Genomic DNA, 14091 nt, shown 5'->3' on the forward strand with positions numbered 1-14091 from the left:
CCGACTCACCACCAAGCCGAGTCCAGCCGCCCCTCGATCGCTCTGAGGTTCTCCCGGGCGCACGTGTCGCAGAGGTAGTGGCGCGTTCCGTTCTCCACGCAGCAGGTCCAGGTCAACTGCGGGCCCTCGGTCTGCGTGCCGCAGCGGGCGCACACGATGGAGTGGGACCCCGTCGAGGAACCGCTGTAGTCACCGCCATCGGGAACGTCACTGCCACCGGGAGGACTCGTCACCAGGCGACGATATCGCCGTGGCAAGTCATCGGGCGGGCGCAACGCACCACGGGGCCGGTCCGTTCGGACGGACCGGCCCCCGCGAAAAGAACTGCTGTTACTGCCGTGTTGCCGTGGTCGTTACTGCATGACCGCCATGGCCAGCGCCCGGCGGGCACGCAGCGAGGCGCGCTCGGCTCGGCGCTGGAGCCGCCGGGCGGTCACCACACGATGCGCGCGGCGTTCCCGCTCGGCCTCCTGAAGGCGGTCGTGCATATGCGCACGAGCCAGGGCTTCTGGGATGAGTTGCATCTCTCGGGTCCTGTTCTGGCGCGAGTCGTTCGCACCGGTGGTGGTGAAGTCTGGGGTCGCGGAGCCGACGGGCTCGCTGGTGGACGGCGTCATCGGGGCCTGCTTCTTGGGGTCGTGCGTGAAGGGGCGGTCGATCGTTCCTGCGGTGTTCATGCTGTTACCGGGTTCTTGCGCGGACGGCCACGGGGCCGCTTGCGGGCCACGACGACCCCCTGGACGAACAACTCGCCGCCCCACACGCCCCAGGGCTCACGCCGCTCCTTGGCGCCGGCGAGGCAGGCCTCCATCAGCGGGCAGGTGCGGCAGAGGGACTTGGCGTACTCGACGTCGGCCGGCGACTCGGCGAAGAAGACCTCCGGGTCGTAGGAGCGGCAGGGGACGGGTACGCCGAGGTTCTCGATGGCGTCGTCGAGCGCGGTGAGCGCAGTGAGCGGGATCAAGGTGCAGTCCTCCGTGAGGCCGGGCGGGGGGATCGTTTCGGAAGGCGGTACTGACGGGGCGTGCGCTTCGAGTTGCACGGATCGTCTTCCTCGTCTGGTCGTTCCGGCCCTGTTGGGCCGGGTGGCGGCTGGTACCGGCGGGTTTTCTCTTGTCCCGAGGCCCCTTCGCTCCGTCGTCCCCGTTCGGGGAAAACAGAAGGGCCGCGGATCCCGGATGGGGTTCCGCGGCCCTGAAGGCGCCGGCCTGATCAAGTCAGGCTGGATCACTCCAGGGTTTTGGCCCACGGAAGGCCCACATCGTGTGGTGCTGCGTCGTCTGCTTGAGGGATCCGGCACCGGCCGCAAAGGCATAGGCCGGGGCCTTTGCCTCTACTGCTCCTGCTTCCAGTGCCTTGCTCGGTCGCTCATTGCGCTCGCGGACAGGGAGACCCGCGAGAGACACGGAGGACGCCGGCCGGACGGCAGGAATGCCGGACAGACCGGTGCCCAGGTTCGAGACGCCGAGCATGCACAGAGAGACGGCCGGGAGATCGGTCATTTTGACCGTGCTGACAGAGCTGGTGTAGATGCTGATCACTGGACTCGCCTCCTCTCGGCGTCTTGGGGAACTGGGGTGAACCAGTCCAACGGATCGACTATGAAGTACAGCACGGACCCAGGTCTCCTGAGAAGACTCTGTTCCCGTGGCTAAGAACCTATGGGGATTGCCGGGGCATACGCAAACTATTTTTCCGACGAGTTTGAATCAGTCACTGGCGCTCTCCCCCTCAACTCCCTGACCTGCACAGATGGCCAAAACATCGGCTCCGTACCGGTTGAGCTTGCGCACCCCGACACCAGGGATGCGGGCCAACTCCCCTTCCTCGTCCGGGACTGTCTCCGCGATCGCCATCAGGGTCCTGTCGGTGAAGACGCAGAAGGCGGGCTGCCCACCGCGCGCCGCCTGGACCGCACGCCACTCGCGCAGCCGCTCGTAGAGGCCCTCGTCCATGTCGGAGGGGCACTCGTCGCAGCGCATCAGTTTCATCTCGCCCGCGTCGGTCAGCGTGCGTCCACAGACCCTGCAGCGGGCCGGGGTTCTCTGTGTCCGGCGCGGAGCGGCTCCGGGGCTTCCTCCGAAGCCGCGCTCGATGCCACCGGGGCCGACCACACTTGTCCGGACGACGGTGGCGACGGAGCCGGGGCGCAGGCCGTCGAGGAAGCGGCTGGGGCGGCGGTTCGGCCGGCCTCCCGGCGCGCGTGAGAGAGCCCAGGAGACATGGAGGCGTTCTCGTGCGCGGGTCACTCCGACATAGAGAAGGCGGCGTTCCTCCTCAATCTGTTCATCGGTCTTTGCGTAGGTGATCGGCATCATGCCCTCGGCGACGCCGACGACGAAGACGACGTCCCATTCCAGGCCCTTGGCCGAGTGCAGGGAGGCAAGAGTGACGCCCTGCACGGTCGGGGCATGCTGGGCGCTCACCCGCTCGTCGAGTTCGGTGACGAGGTCGGCGAGCGTGGCGCCCGGTTTCGCGGCCGTGAAGTCATGCGCGAGGTTCACCAGTGCGGCCAGCGACTCCCAGCGCTCTCTGACGGCCCCCGAACCCGCGGGCGGTTCGCTCGTCCAGCCCTCCCCCGAAAGCACGGCACGCACCTGGGAGGGCAGGTCGACGACGTCGTCCAGGAGGGAGTCGTTGCCTCCGAAGCGGGCGGCGGCGCGCAGCGCACTGCTCGCCCTGCGCACCTCGGGCCGGTCGAAGAACCTTTCGGCGCCGCGCAGCTGATAGGGGACTCCGGCGTCGGCGAGGGCCTGTTCGTACGTCTCGGACTGGGCGTTCGTCCGGAACAGGATGGCGATCTCGGCGGGCGGGACGCCGGCGGCGACGAACTCACGGATGCGGCGGGCGGCACCCTCGGCCTCGGAGGGTTCGTCGGCGTACTCGGTGTAACCGGGTTCGGGTCCGGGGTCGCGCTGCGAAACCAGTTCCAGCCGGTGTTCGGCGGCGCGGCCCCGGGCCTGGGCGAGCAGGCCGTTGGCGAGGTGAACCACCTGGGGGGTGGACCGGTAGTCACGGACCAGCTTGACGACAGTCGCACCGGGATGGCGGGTGCGGAAGTCGAGCAGATGGTCCGGAGTTGCTCCTGTGAACGAATAGATCGTCTGGCTGACGTCCCCGACCACGCACAGGCTGTCTCTGTCCCCGAGCCACAGCTCCAGCAGCCGCTGCTGAAGCGGGCTGACGTCCTGGTACTCGTCGACCACGAAGTGCTGGTACTGGGAGCGGACCTGTTCGGCGATGTCGTGCCGGTCCTGGAGGACGGCGACGGTGAGCAGCAGGACGTCCTCGAAGTCGATGACGGAGCGGTCCCGCTTGAGGTCCTCATAGGTGGCGTAGAGCTGAGCGATCTCCGCCGGGTCCCGGGGGGCGACGCGGCCGGACTTGGCGACGGCGGGCACGTAGTCGGCGGGGACGGTCTGGGTGACCTTGGACCATTCGATCTCGGCGGTGACGTCCCGCAGTTCGCCCCGGTCGAGGCGGATGCGGCAGGCGGCCGCGGCATCGGCGACCAGCTGGATCTTGCGGTCGACGAGGCGGGGCATGGAACCGCCGACGGCCTTTGGCCAGAAGTACTGGAGCTGGCGAAGCGCGGCCGAGTGGAAGGTACGCGCCTGGACTCCGCCGGCGCCGAGCTGGCGCAGTCGCCCGCGCATCTCACCGGCGGCGCGGTTGGTGAAGGTGACGGCGAGCACGCTGGAGGGCTGGAGAATTCCGGCGCGCACACCGTAGGCGATGCGGTGGGTGATCGCTCGTGTCTTTCCCGTGCCGGCGCCCGCCAGCACGCACACCGGACCGTGCAGGGCGGTGGCCACTTCGCGCTGCTCGGGATCGAGTCCGTCGAGCACCGCGTCGGCCGAGTCCGGAACCTGCGGAAAAAGGGTGGAGTGCGTTGCTGCTGTCACACGGCCATGCTGCCAGGTCGCCGGAGACGGGTGAGCCGGTTGTCCACAGGCACCCCCTTGCGGTCGTACTAATGCGGCAGGGCGTCCCCTCGGATACCCCCGCGGGAATGGAGGCCGGGTCGCGTGCGTTCCACCACAGCGAGCACCCGTCCCCGAACTGCTGAGGAGCACGAGAGACATGCTGGGCACTGTGACGATGTACAGCACCACGTGGTGCGGCTACTGCCGTCGGCTGAAGAGCCAGATGGACCGCGAGGGCATCGCGTACAACGAGATCAACATCGAGCATGACCCAGACTCCGCAGCGTTCGTGGAGAAGGCGAACGGCGGCAACCAGACGGTTCCGACGGTGCTGGTGATTCCCTCCAACGACGGCCCCGAGGTCGTGATGACGAACCCGAGCCTCGCGCAGGTGAAGCAGGCCCTCGGCGCCTGACCCGCGCGTACCCGACCCCCGAGCGGCCCGGCGGCCGTGCGGGGGTCCTCTCTTGTGTCAGAGCGCGCTGCCCGGCTTCGGCAGCGGCTTGCCGTACCAGAGTTCGATCAGACGGGCCGCGATCGAGATGCCGTACGGCGGGAGGACCTCGCCGGATTCGAAGCCTGCGCGCAGGTCCTCGCGGGAGAACCAGCGGGCCTCGTGGATCTCGTCCCCGTCGACCTCGATGTCGGTCGAGGTGGCCCGGGCCATGAAGCCCAGCATGAGACTGGACGGGAACGGCCAGGGCTGGCTGGCGACGTACTCGACCTGGTCCACGAGGATGCCCGCCTCCTCGAACACCTCTCGGCGCACCGACTGCTCGATGGACTCGCCGGGCTCGACGAACCCGGCGAGCGTCGAGAAGCGGCCCTCGGGCCAGTGGACCTGGCGGCCGAGGAGGATGCGGTCCTCCTCGTCGGTGACGGCCATGATCACGGCCGGGTCGGTGCGCGGGTAGTGCTCGGCGCCGCAGGCCGGGCAGCGGCGGATGTGGCCGGCTGCGGCGATGACGGTGCGCTCCCCGCAGCGGGAGCAGAAGCGATGCAGGCGCTGCCAGTTTTCCAGAGCAACGGCGTGCACCATGAGGCCCGCGTCGCGGGGCGGGAGGAGCAGGCCGGCCTCGCGCAGGCCGGCGGCGCGCGCGGACTGGTCCATGCGGCCGGGCAGTGCGTCCTTCTGGAGGGCGAAGTAGCTGGTGCCTTCGTCGTCCCTGCCCAGGAAGTAGCGGTGGGCTTCGGTGAGGGGGGCTTCGAAGGAAGGGGTCATGACGAGCTCGGTACGCCCTTCGGGCGTCTCGTCGATGAGGACCTGACCACCGGAGACCACGAAGCAGCGGGTTGTGGGGTGGCTCCACGCCGCGGCGAGCCAGGCCTCGTCGAGCCGGTGGTGCGCGGCCCGGTCGATGCCGCTCGGGGCAGTGAGCGAGACGGGGCGGTCGGCGGTGTGGTCGGTCCAGGTGGTCACAGGTGTTTCCAACTCCCCCGGTGCAACGGATATTTCGGTGGGCGGTTCAGCGGGATGTGGGTGGGGACGCGTGGGAGCCGACGGCTTTCGGGCAGGTTCGCGCAGGTGCGGGGCGGTGCGTCCAGTGTGCCCCGGGGGGTCTGCGGGTCCGGACCGCACTGGGTCGTCAGGATTCATCACGCCAAGTCCCCGCCAGGTCGCCCCAGAGGTAGGCGGTGGTCTCGACGCCTTTGAGGAGCAGGTCGATCTCGACCTTCTCGTTGGGGGCGTGCCAGCCGTCGGAGGGGACGGAGATCCCCAGGAAGAGCACGGGAGCACCGAGGACGTCCTGGAGGTCGGCGGCCGGGCCGCTGCCGCCCTCGCGCGTGTAGCGGACCGGTTTGCCGAAGGCGCGGCCCATGGCGCGTACGACGGACTGCAGGGCTGGGTGGTCCAGTGGGGTCAGGCACGGGCGTGTGGCCGCCGCGAACGTGATCTCGCAGCGGATTCCGGCGGGAACGCGGGCCGTGGTCCAGTCGCGGACGATTTTCTCGATGTGGGCGGGGTCCTGGCCGGCGACCAGCCGGAAGGAGAGCTTCACCATGGCCGAGGCCGGGACGATGGTCTTGCTGCCGCGGCCCTGGTAGCCGCCGCCGATGCCGTTGACCTCGGCGGTGGGGCGCGTCCAGACACGCTCCAGGGTGGTGTGCCCGGCTTCGCCGTGGGTGGCGTACGACTTGGCGGTGCGCAGCCACTGCTCCTCGTCGAAGGGGAGTTCGGCGAGGAGTTCGCGCTCGCGGTCGGTGAGCTCGGTGACGCCGTCGTAGAAGCCGGGGATCGTCACGCGCGCGTGCTCGTCGTGCAGTGCCGCGACGAGGCGGGCGACGGCGGTGGCCGGGTTGGGCACGGCGCCGCCGAAGGAGCCGGAGTGGATGTCCTGGTCGGGTCCGTGGAGCTGGATCTCGCACTCAGCGAGACCGCGCATGCCGGTGCACACCGTGGGGGTGTCCTCGGCCCACATGCCGGTGTCCGAGACGATCACAGCGTCGGCGGCGAGCCGGCCGGCGTGTTCCTCGACGAGGGAACGGAAGTGGACGGAGCCCGACTCCTCCTCGCCCTCGACGAGCATCTTCAGATGGACGGCGGGTGCGGTGCGGCCGGTCGTCGCGAGGTGGGCGCGGACGCCGAGTGTGTGGAAGAACACCTGGCCCTTGTCGTCAGCGGCCCCGCGCGCGTGGAGACGGTTTCCCCGGACGACCGGTTCGAAGGGGTCACTGTCCCAGCCGTCCTCGCGGGCAGCGGGCTGCACGTCGTGGTGGCCGTAGACGAGGACCGTGGGGGCGGCGGAGTCGTCGGCGGGCCACTCGGCGAAGACCGCCGGGGCGCCCGGTGTCGCCCAGACCTCGACGGTCGGGAAGCCTGTTTCCCTGAGTTTGGCGGCGAGCCAGTCTGCGCTGCGGCGTACATCGGCGGCGTGGTCGGGCTGGGCCGACACCGACGGGATGCGCAGCCACTCGGCGAGGTCGTCGAGGAAGGCGGCACGGTGCTGCTCGATGTACGTACGGACGGCGCTGTCCGGGGTCGGGCTCATGGTCAAGAGCCTATCGGCCCGAACTGACATCCTCGTCCGGTACTTCGAACGCGGCCGGCTCGTCCAGGAGCAGCCGCTCCAGCGCGGCCCGGTCCGGGAGATCGTCCGGCCGCACGATCTCGCCACTGCGCACGTAGAGGAAAGCGGCTCCGACGGCTTCCAAAGGCACCCCCTGCTGCTCGGCCCAGGCCAGGCGGTAGACGGCGAGCTGGAGCGAGTCGGCGGTGGGGGTGCGGTGGGTCTTCCAGTCGACGATCTCGTACGTCGTCTCCTCGCCGTCGCCTTCCTTGTAGACGGCGTCGATCCGGCCCCGTACGACGCGTCCGGCGATGGCGAGCTGGAAGGGGGTCTCGACCCGGTAGGGCGTGCGGTGGGCGTACTCGGTGAGTTCGAAGGCGTCCTTGAGGCTTTCGAGGTCGCGCTCGTCGGCGATCTCGGCATCGCTGCCGGGCAGTTCATCGGGCTCCAGCATAGGGAGCTGCAGTTCCTCGAAGCGGGCCTCGACCCAGGCGTGAAAACGGGTGCCCCGGCGGGCGGCGGGCTGCGGGGGACGTGGCATGGGACGGGCCAGCTCCTGCGCGAGGGCGTCCGGGTCGGCGGCGAGGAGCATCAGCTGGGACGCGGTCAGCGACGCTGGCAGGGGTACGTCGGTGACGCTCTCCCGCGCGCGCAGCAGTTCGCCGGTGAGCGCGTCGAGGTCGCGGTCCCAGGAGGCGATGGCGCGGGCCTCCTCGGGGGTGAGATCCGCTTCGGCGGGGTGTCTGCGGGCGTGGGGCACCCTGGGCGGGCGGTCGTGGTCGTGTGCGGTGTGGGGCACGCGCGCGCGGGGCTGCGTCTGGGCGGGTGGTTCGGGCCGGGCCGTGCTCCAGGCGTCCCAGTCGGTGTCGTCCTCTGCGGGCAGGGCGTCTTCGTCGAGAGGGCCGTCGTCGAGCGGTTCGTCTTCCTCGTACGGAACCTCGTCGTCCGGCGGCGGGGGCCAGTCCGGATCGTCGTACGCGTCCGGGTCGTGCGCGGCCGCGGGGTGGCCGTCCTCGTGGGAGGCGAGGTTCTCCAGGTGGGCGAGGACCGTCTCGGCGGCGGCGCGGCGGCGGCCGAACGCGGCGTCGTCCAGGGGCAGGGGCCACAACTGGTCGGCGGACGTCGCGTGCAGGGCGGGATTTTCCTCGTCCTCCGCCGGTTCGTCCGCCCACGCCTCGATCTCGCCGTGACCGGCCGTGCAGTGGCCGTGGAGCGCGAGCAGGAAGTCGGACGGGCCGCGGGGCTTCTTCTGCGAGGGACCCCACCAGTGCCCGGAGCCGAGCAGAAGGGAGCGGGGTCGGGTGAAGGTGACGTAGCCGAGGCGGAGTTCCTCGGTGTGCTGGTGGTCCTTCATCGCCTCGTGGAAGGTCTTCATGCCCCGGGAGTCCCAGGCCTCGATGTCGGGCAGCGTGTCGGTGTCGCCGCGCAGTGCGTGCGGCAGGACCTTGGCCTGGGAGGTCCACTTCTCGCGGCCCTGGGCACTGGGGAAGGTACCGGTGACCAGGCCGGGGACGGCCACGACGTCCCATTCCAGGCCCTTGGACTTGTGGGCGGTGAGCACCTTGACGGTGTTCTCACCGCCGGGCAGGGCGTTGTCGAGGCCCTTCTCGTACTGTGCCGCCGTGCGCAGAAAGCCGAGGAAGGCCAGCAGACTGGCCTCGCTCTCGTTGGCGGCGAACGAGGCGGCGATGTCCAGGAAGTTGGACAGGGTCTCGCGGCGACGGGCAGCCAGGGCGTGCGGGGACGCCGACAGCTCCACTTCCAGGCCGGTGACGGCGAGCACCCTGTGCAGTACGTCCATCAGCGGGTCGGCGAGTGAGCGGCGCAGGTCGCGCAGTTCGGCGGCGAGCCGGGCGAAGCGCACGCGGGCGTCCGGCGAGAAGGGCAGCCCGTCGTCGTCTCCCTCGCCCCTCAGGGATGTCTCCAGGAAGGTGTCGAGGGCGTCCGCGAGCGATATCACCTCGGAGGGGTCGACCCCCTCGACGGCCTCGGCGAGCCGGCGGTCCAGGTCGTCGGCGTCCCCCACGCGCGCGTGGGACACGAGGAGGCGGGCCCTGCGGCCCAGGAGAGCGAGGTCGCGCGGGCCGATGCGCCAGCGCGGGCCGGTCAGCAGCCGGACCAGGGAGGCGTTGGCTCCGGGGTCCTGGAGGACCTCGCAGACGGACACCAGGTCGGCGACCTCGGGCAGATGCAGCAGCCCGGACAGCCCGACGACCTCGACGGGGATGTTTCGCGCGACGAGCGCGCCCTGGATCTCGGCGAAGTCGGTGGCGGTGCGGCACAGGACGGCGATCTCGCCGGGCGCCTTGCCGGTGCGTACGAGGTGGGCGATGGAGTCGGCGAGCCAGTCGATCTCCTCGGCGTGGGTGCGCAGGAGCGCGCAGCGCACCTGGCCGTCGCGCTCGGCGCCGGGTGCGGGGCGGAGCGCCTCCACGCCCGCGTGCATGGCGCGCAGGGGCTCGGCGAGGCCGTTGGCGAGGTCGAGGAGGCGGCCTCCGCTGCGGCGGTTCTCACTGAGCGACTGCCGGGCCGCCGAGCCGCCGTCGGCGTGGGCGAAGTGCTCGGGGAAGTCGTCGAGGTTGGCGACGGAGGCGCCGCGCCATCCGTAGATCGCCTGGCAGGGGTCGCCGACCGCGGTCACCGGGTGGCCGGTGCCGCCGCCGAACAGACCTGCCAGGAGGACGCGTTGGGCCACCGAGGTGTCCTGGTACTCGTCGAGGAGCACCACGCGGAACTCCTCTCGCAGGACGCGGCCCACTTCGGGGATGCGGGCGAGCGTCGCGGAGAGGGCGATCTGGTCGCCGAAGTCGAGAAGGTCGCGCTCGCGCTTGGCGGCCCGGTAGCGGGTCACCAGTTCGGCGAGTTCGCGGCGGGCGCCGGCCGTCTCGGGGACCTTGCGCAGGTCCGCGTTGGTGAGTTTGGCGCCCTCCAGGGAGCGCAGCAGTTCGGCGTCGTACGCGCGCAGTTCCTCCGGGCGGACGAGGTGTTCGGCGAGTTCGGCGTCGAGGGTCAGAAGGTCACTGACGAGGTCCGGGAAGGAGCGGGTGAGAGCCGGGTACGGGCCGGGCGCTTCGCGCAGTACGCGCGCCGCGAGCTGGTAGCGGGTGGCGTCGGCGAGGAGGCGGGCGGTGGGTTCGAGGCCGATACGCAGGCCGTGGTCGGTCAGGAGGCGGCCTGCGAAGGCGTGGTAGGTCGAGATGACAGGTTCGCCGGGCGGGTTGTCGGGGTCGATGACGTCCGGGTCGGTGACGCCGGCCCTGACGAGCGCCTTGCGGACACGTTCGGCGAGTTCACCAGCGGCCTTGTTGGTGAAGGTGAGGCCGAGTACCTGTTCGGGGGCGACCTGGCCGGTGCCGACGAGCCACACCACGCGTGCCGCCATCACCGTCGTCTTGCCCGACCCGGCTCCGGCCACGATCACCTGTGGGGCGGGCGGCGCGATGACGCAGGCCATCTGCTCCGGGGTGAACGGGATGCCGAGGAGCTCCTTGAGCTGCTCGGGGTCGCTGATACTGGCTGGCACGTCAGAGAGGCTAGCGGCGGTCACTGACAGTGGGTGCCCGATTCGCCGTCGGTTCGGCGGAAGTGCAGGTCGGCACGGGTGGTGCCGTACATCACTCCTGTTCGGGCGTCACCCTGGTGAGTGCCGGGCCGGTGTCACTCGACGACGTGCCGGCCTTCCGGGCGGGCGCTGCACGATGCCCGGAAAGAGCAGTGCGCGCAGTGCTGGCCGGCGGTCGGGGTGAACCGTTCGTCGAGCACCTTGCCGGCGGCGGTGGCCAGCAGGTCGCCGATCCACTCCCCCTCCGCCCCCGCCCCTCCCGCCGGCGGAGCCTGGGCCTGCACCTTGGGCAGCGTCTCGCCACCGTCCCGTTTGGCGGCGCCCTGGCGCAGTTGGACCAGTTCGGCGCCGCCCGGTTCCGGTCGCACGCCGTCGAAGGCGTCGTCGACGGCACCTTCGCGGACGGCGAGCTGGTAGACGGCGAGCTGGGGGTGACGGGCCACCTCGGCAGCGGTGGGCGCCTGTTTGCCGGTCTTGAAGTCGACCACGTAGGCGCGGCCCTCTCCGTCGGCCTCCACGCGGTCCATGGAACCGCGGATGCGCACTTCGTAGTCGCCCGCCCCAAGGGTGACGTCGAAGTCGTGCTCGCTGGCCACGGGGGTACGGCCGGTGCGACTGGAGTCGACGTGCCACGTCAGGAAACGTTCGAGCGCCACGCGCGCGTGTTCCTTCTCCTGTGTCGACTTCCAGGGCGCGTCGAAGGCGAGCGCGTTCCAGACGGAGTCGAGGCGTTCCATAAGGACGGTGAGGTCGGCGGGGGTGTGTCCGGAGGCGACCTCGTCGGCGAGGACGTGCACCACGTTGCCGAAACCCTGGGCTGCGGTCGCGGGGGCGTCGGCCTTCACCTCGCGGCCCAGGAACCACTGCAGGGCGCAGGTGTTGGCGAGTTGGTCGAGGGCACTGCCGGAGAGCACGACGGGCTGGTCGCGGTCGCGCAGCGGGACCTTGCTCTCGGTCGGCTCGTACATGCCCCACCAGCGGTAGGGGTGGGCGGACGGCACAAGTGGGCGGCCCTCCTCGTCGGTGAGCGCGGCGAGTCGGGCCAGGCGGCGGGCGGCGGCCTCTCTGAGGGGGTCGGAGACGCGCGGGTCGACCGTGGTGGCGCGCAGTTCGGCGACGAGTGCGGCGACGGAGAGGGGGCGGCGCGGGCGGCCCGTCACGTCCTTGGGTTCGACGCCGAGCTCGGTGACGAAGCGGGAGGGCTGGTCACCGTCGTCGGCGGGAGCCTTCACCGCGGTGACGACCAGACGTTCACGCGCGCGCGTGGCGGCCACGTAGAACAACCGCCGTTCCTCGGCGAGCAGTGCTCCCGGGGTGAGCGGCTCGGCGAGGCCGTCGCGGCCGATGCGGTCGGCCTCCAGCAGCGAGCCGCGACGGCGCAGGTCGGGCCACAGACCCTCCTGGACACCGGCGACGACCACGAGGCGCCACTGAAGGCCCTTGGAGCGGTGGGCGGTCATCAGGCGCACGGCGTCGGGGCGAGCGGCACGGCGGGTGAGCGTGTCCGCCGCGATGTCCTCGGCGTCGATCTCCTCCAGGAAGTTGAGGGCGCCCCGGCCGCCGGTGCGCTCCTCAGCGCGCGCGGAGGTCGCGAACAGTGCGCAGACGGCGTCGAGATCGCGGTCGGCGTTGCGTCCGGCCGCGCCGCCGCGCCGTGCGGCCCGCTCCAGCCGTCCCGGCCAGGGTGTGCCGATCCACAGGTCCCAGAGGGCCTCCTCGGCCGTTCCGCCGCCCGCGAGGCGCTCACGCGCCTTCCCGAGCAGAGCGCCGAGACGCTGGGCGCCCCGCGCGTACGCCGGGTCATGGACGACGAGACGTTCCGGTTCGGCCAGGGCTCGGGCCAGGAGTTGGTCAGAGGGCGGCGGTACGGAGTTGCCTGCGGCCCGTTCCTCCTCGCGCAGGGCGCGGCCGAGGCGGCGCAGATCGGCGGCGTCCATGCCGGCGAGGGGGGAGGTCAGGAGGGTCAGGGCAATTTCGGTGCCGAGCCAGCCGGTGGCGGCATCTTCGCCCTCACCGTCCCCTCCTCCTTCGGCGCCCGTCTCCTCACCCGCGCCGGACGCCTCCGCCGTTGCCACCGTCCTGAGCGCTGTCAGCAGCGGTGCCACCGCCAGTTCGTGGCGCAGGGGCAGGTCGTCGCCGTCGATGTCCAGGGGGACGCCGGCGGCCGTGAGAGCGCGCCGGACTGACGGGATCGTACGGCCGCCGGCGCGCACCAGGACGGCCATCTCGCCCCAGGGGACACCGTCCTCCAAATGTGCGCGGCGGAGGATGTCGGCGATGTTGTCCAGCTCCGTACCGGATGTCGGATGCGTGTAGACCTCGACGCTGCCTCCCTCGCGGACCGGAGCGAGTTCGCGGTGGGCGCGGACCTTCTCGGCCGGGAGGCGGGGCAGGGGCATGCGCCGGGTGAGGAGGCGGGTGGCGGTCAGCGGGGTGGCGGCGGAGCGTCGGGACGTCCTGAGGACCTCGACCGGGGCGGGGCGGCCGCCCGCGCGCGGGAAGGCATCCGGGAAGTCCAGGATGCCGTTGACGTCCGCGCCGCGGAACGCGTAGATCGACTGGTCGGGGTCGCCGAGGGCGACGAGTGTCCGGCCGCCTCCGGCGAGCGATTGCAGCAGTCGCACCTGGGCCGGGTCGGTGTCCTGGTACTCGTCCACGTAGACGGCGTCGTAGCGGGCGGCGAGCTGCCCGGCGGTGTCGGGGCGGCTCGCGAGGAGTACCGCGCGGTGTACGAGCTCCGCGTAGTCGAGCACGCCTTGCATGTCGAGAACGTCGAGGTACTCGGCGAGGAAGGCGGCTGCGGCGCGCCAGTCGGGACGGCCGATGCGCCGGGCGAAGGCGTCCAGGGCGTCCGGGCCGAGGCCCAGTTCGCGGCTGCGGGCGAGGACCGCGCGCACCTCGTCGGCGAAGCCGCGGGTGGTGAGGCAGGCACGCAGTTCGTCCGGCCAGCGCACATGGGCGAGGCCGAGGCGCTCCAGGTCGGGCTGGCCGGCGAGCAGTCCGCGTACGGCCACGTCCTGCTCGGGGCCGGAGAGCAGCCGGAGGGGTTCCACGAACAGCTCGCTGTCCTGGTGGGCACGGACCAGGGCGTAACAGAAGGAGTGGAAGGTGGTCGCGCGGGGAGCTCGGGCGGCTCCGATGCGCAGTGCCATCCGGTCGCGCAGTTCAACGGCTGCCTTGCGGCTGAACGTCAGCACGAGGATCCGCTCGGGGTCCCCGCCCCGGGCGATCCGGGCCGCGACCGCCTCGACGAGTGTCGTGGTCTTTCCCGTTCCCGGACCTGCGAGGACGAGCAGTGGTCCGCGGGCGTGGTCAACCACCGCGCACTGTGCGGCGTCCAGACGAGGGGGATCCGGCCGCGTGAGCGGGGTACGCACCAGTCGGTAAGCGCCACGGTTCCCCTGTCGCCCCTGGGGGTGCGACAGGCGCCTGGTGGAGAAAGAGGAGCTCACGTGGTTCGCCGGTCCTGGTGGGTGTGCTGGTTTACCGGCCGTCATGCGTGGGTGGACGGCAGCCGGGAGGTGAAGGGGACAGGTGCGGCCGACGCTACGCCGACGGGCGGCCGGGAAGCAGGGCTTTCGCTTGGTCCCATCCG

General features: G+C 71.2%; 10 protein-coding genes. 1 reads left to right on the forward strand and 9 read right to left on the reverse strand.

Annotated elements, in window-relative coordinates:
* Positions 1–5 precede the first annotated feature (5 nt).
* From RB628_RS23670 to RB628_RS23690, 5 genes are all read right to left on the reverse strand, one after another.
* A complete protein-coding gene (locus tag RB628_RS23670; protein ID WP_318322553.1) occupies positions 6–233 on the reverse strand; it encodes a hypothetical protein in 228 nt (75 codons plus the stop codon).
* Between the two features lie 120 nt (positions 234–353).
* On the reverse strand, positions 354–677 hold the full coding sequence (locus RB628_RS23675; RefSeq protein ID WP_318322526.1) for a hypothetical protein: 324 nt from the start codon (positions 675–677) through the stop codon (positions 354–356).
* Entirely contained in the window at positions 674–1042 is a 369-nt protein-coding gene (locus tag RB628_RS23680; RefSeq protein WP_189147026.1) for a WhiB family transcriptional regulator, read from the reverse strand. Before RB628_RS23680 ends, RB628_RS23675 begins: the two co-directional genes overlap by 4 nt.
* Positions 1043–1217: 175 nt before the next feature.
* The gene (locus RB628_RS23685; protein ID WP_318322527.1) at positions 1218–1541 is read right to left on the reverse strand and encodes a hypothetical protein; all 324 of its coding nucleotides are present in this window, start codon (positions 1539–1541) and stop codon (positions 1218–1220) included.
* Between the two features lie 168 nt (positions 1542–1709).
* Positions 1710–3905, reverse strand: a complete 2196-nt coding sequence (locus tag RB628_RS23690) for an ATP-dependent DNA helicase UvrD2 (RefSeq protein ID WP_318322528.1) — start codon at positions 3903–3905, stop codon at positions 1710–1712.
* A 178-nt stretch (positions 3906–4083) separates the two neighbouring features.
* On the opposite strand from RB628_RS23690, the gene RB628_RS23695 reads away from it, so the two are divergent.
* Entirely contained in the window at positions 4084–4341 is a 258-nt protein-coding gene (locus RB628_RS23695; RefSeq protein WP_318322529.1) for a glutaredoxin domain-containing protein, read from the forward strand.
* 57 nt (positions 4342–4398) lie between these two features.
* On the opposite strand, the gene nudC is transcribed toward RB628_RS23695, so the two are convergent.
* From nudC to RB628_RS23715, 4 genes are all read right to left on the reverse strand, one after another.
* Entirely contained in the window at positions 4399–5346 is a 948-nt protein-coding gene (gene nudC, locus RB628_RS23700) for an NAD(+) diphosphatase (protein WP_318322530.1), read from the reverse strand.
* 166 nt (positions 5347–5512) lie between these two features.
* Positions 5513–6916: a dipeptidase gene (locus RB628_RS23705; protein ID WP_318322531.1), complete on the reverse strand. Its 1404-nt coding sequence runs from the start codon at positions 6914–6916 to the stop codon at positions 5513–5515.
* A gap of 10 nt (positions 6917–6926) precedes the next feature.
* A complete protein-coding gene (locus RB628_RS23710) occupies positions 6927–10457 on the reverse strand; it encodes a UvrD-helicase domain-containing protein (protein WP_318322532.1) in 3531 nt (1176 codons plus the stop codon).
* A 134-nt stretch (positions 10458–10591) separates the two neighbouring features.
* The gene (locus RB628_RS23715; RefSeq protein ID WP_318322533.1) at positions 10592–13948 is read right to left on the reverse strand and encodes an ATP-dependent DNA helicase; all 3357 of its coding nucleotides are present in this window, start codon (positions 13946–13948) and stop codon (positions 10592–10594) included.
* Between the last annotated feature and the right edge of the window lie 143 nt (positions 13949–14091).

Source organism: Streptomyces sp. ADMS, from assembly GCF_033441795.1.
In the GTDB taxonomy this organism is placed as follows: domain Bacteria; phylum Actinomycetota; class Actinomycetes; order Streptomycetales; family Streptomycetaceae; genus Streptomyces.

Excerpts from the sequence above, each read along its gene's own strand:
- RB628_RS23675 (WP_318322526.1), bottom strand. The coding sequence starts at position 677 with ATGAACACCGCAGGAACGATCGACCGCCCCTTCACGCACGACCCCAAG.
- RB628_RS23695 (WP_318322529.1), top strand. The coding sequence starts at position 4,084 with ATGCTGGGCACTGTGACGATGTACAGCACCACGTGGTGCGGCTACTGC.
- RB628_RS23705 (WP_318322531.1), bottom strand. The coding sequence starts at position 6,916 with ATGAGCCCGACCCCGGACAGCGCCGTCCGTACGTACATCGAGCAGCAC.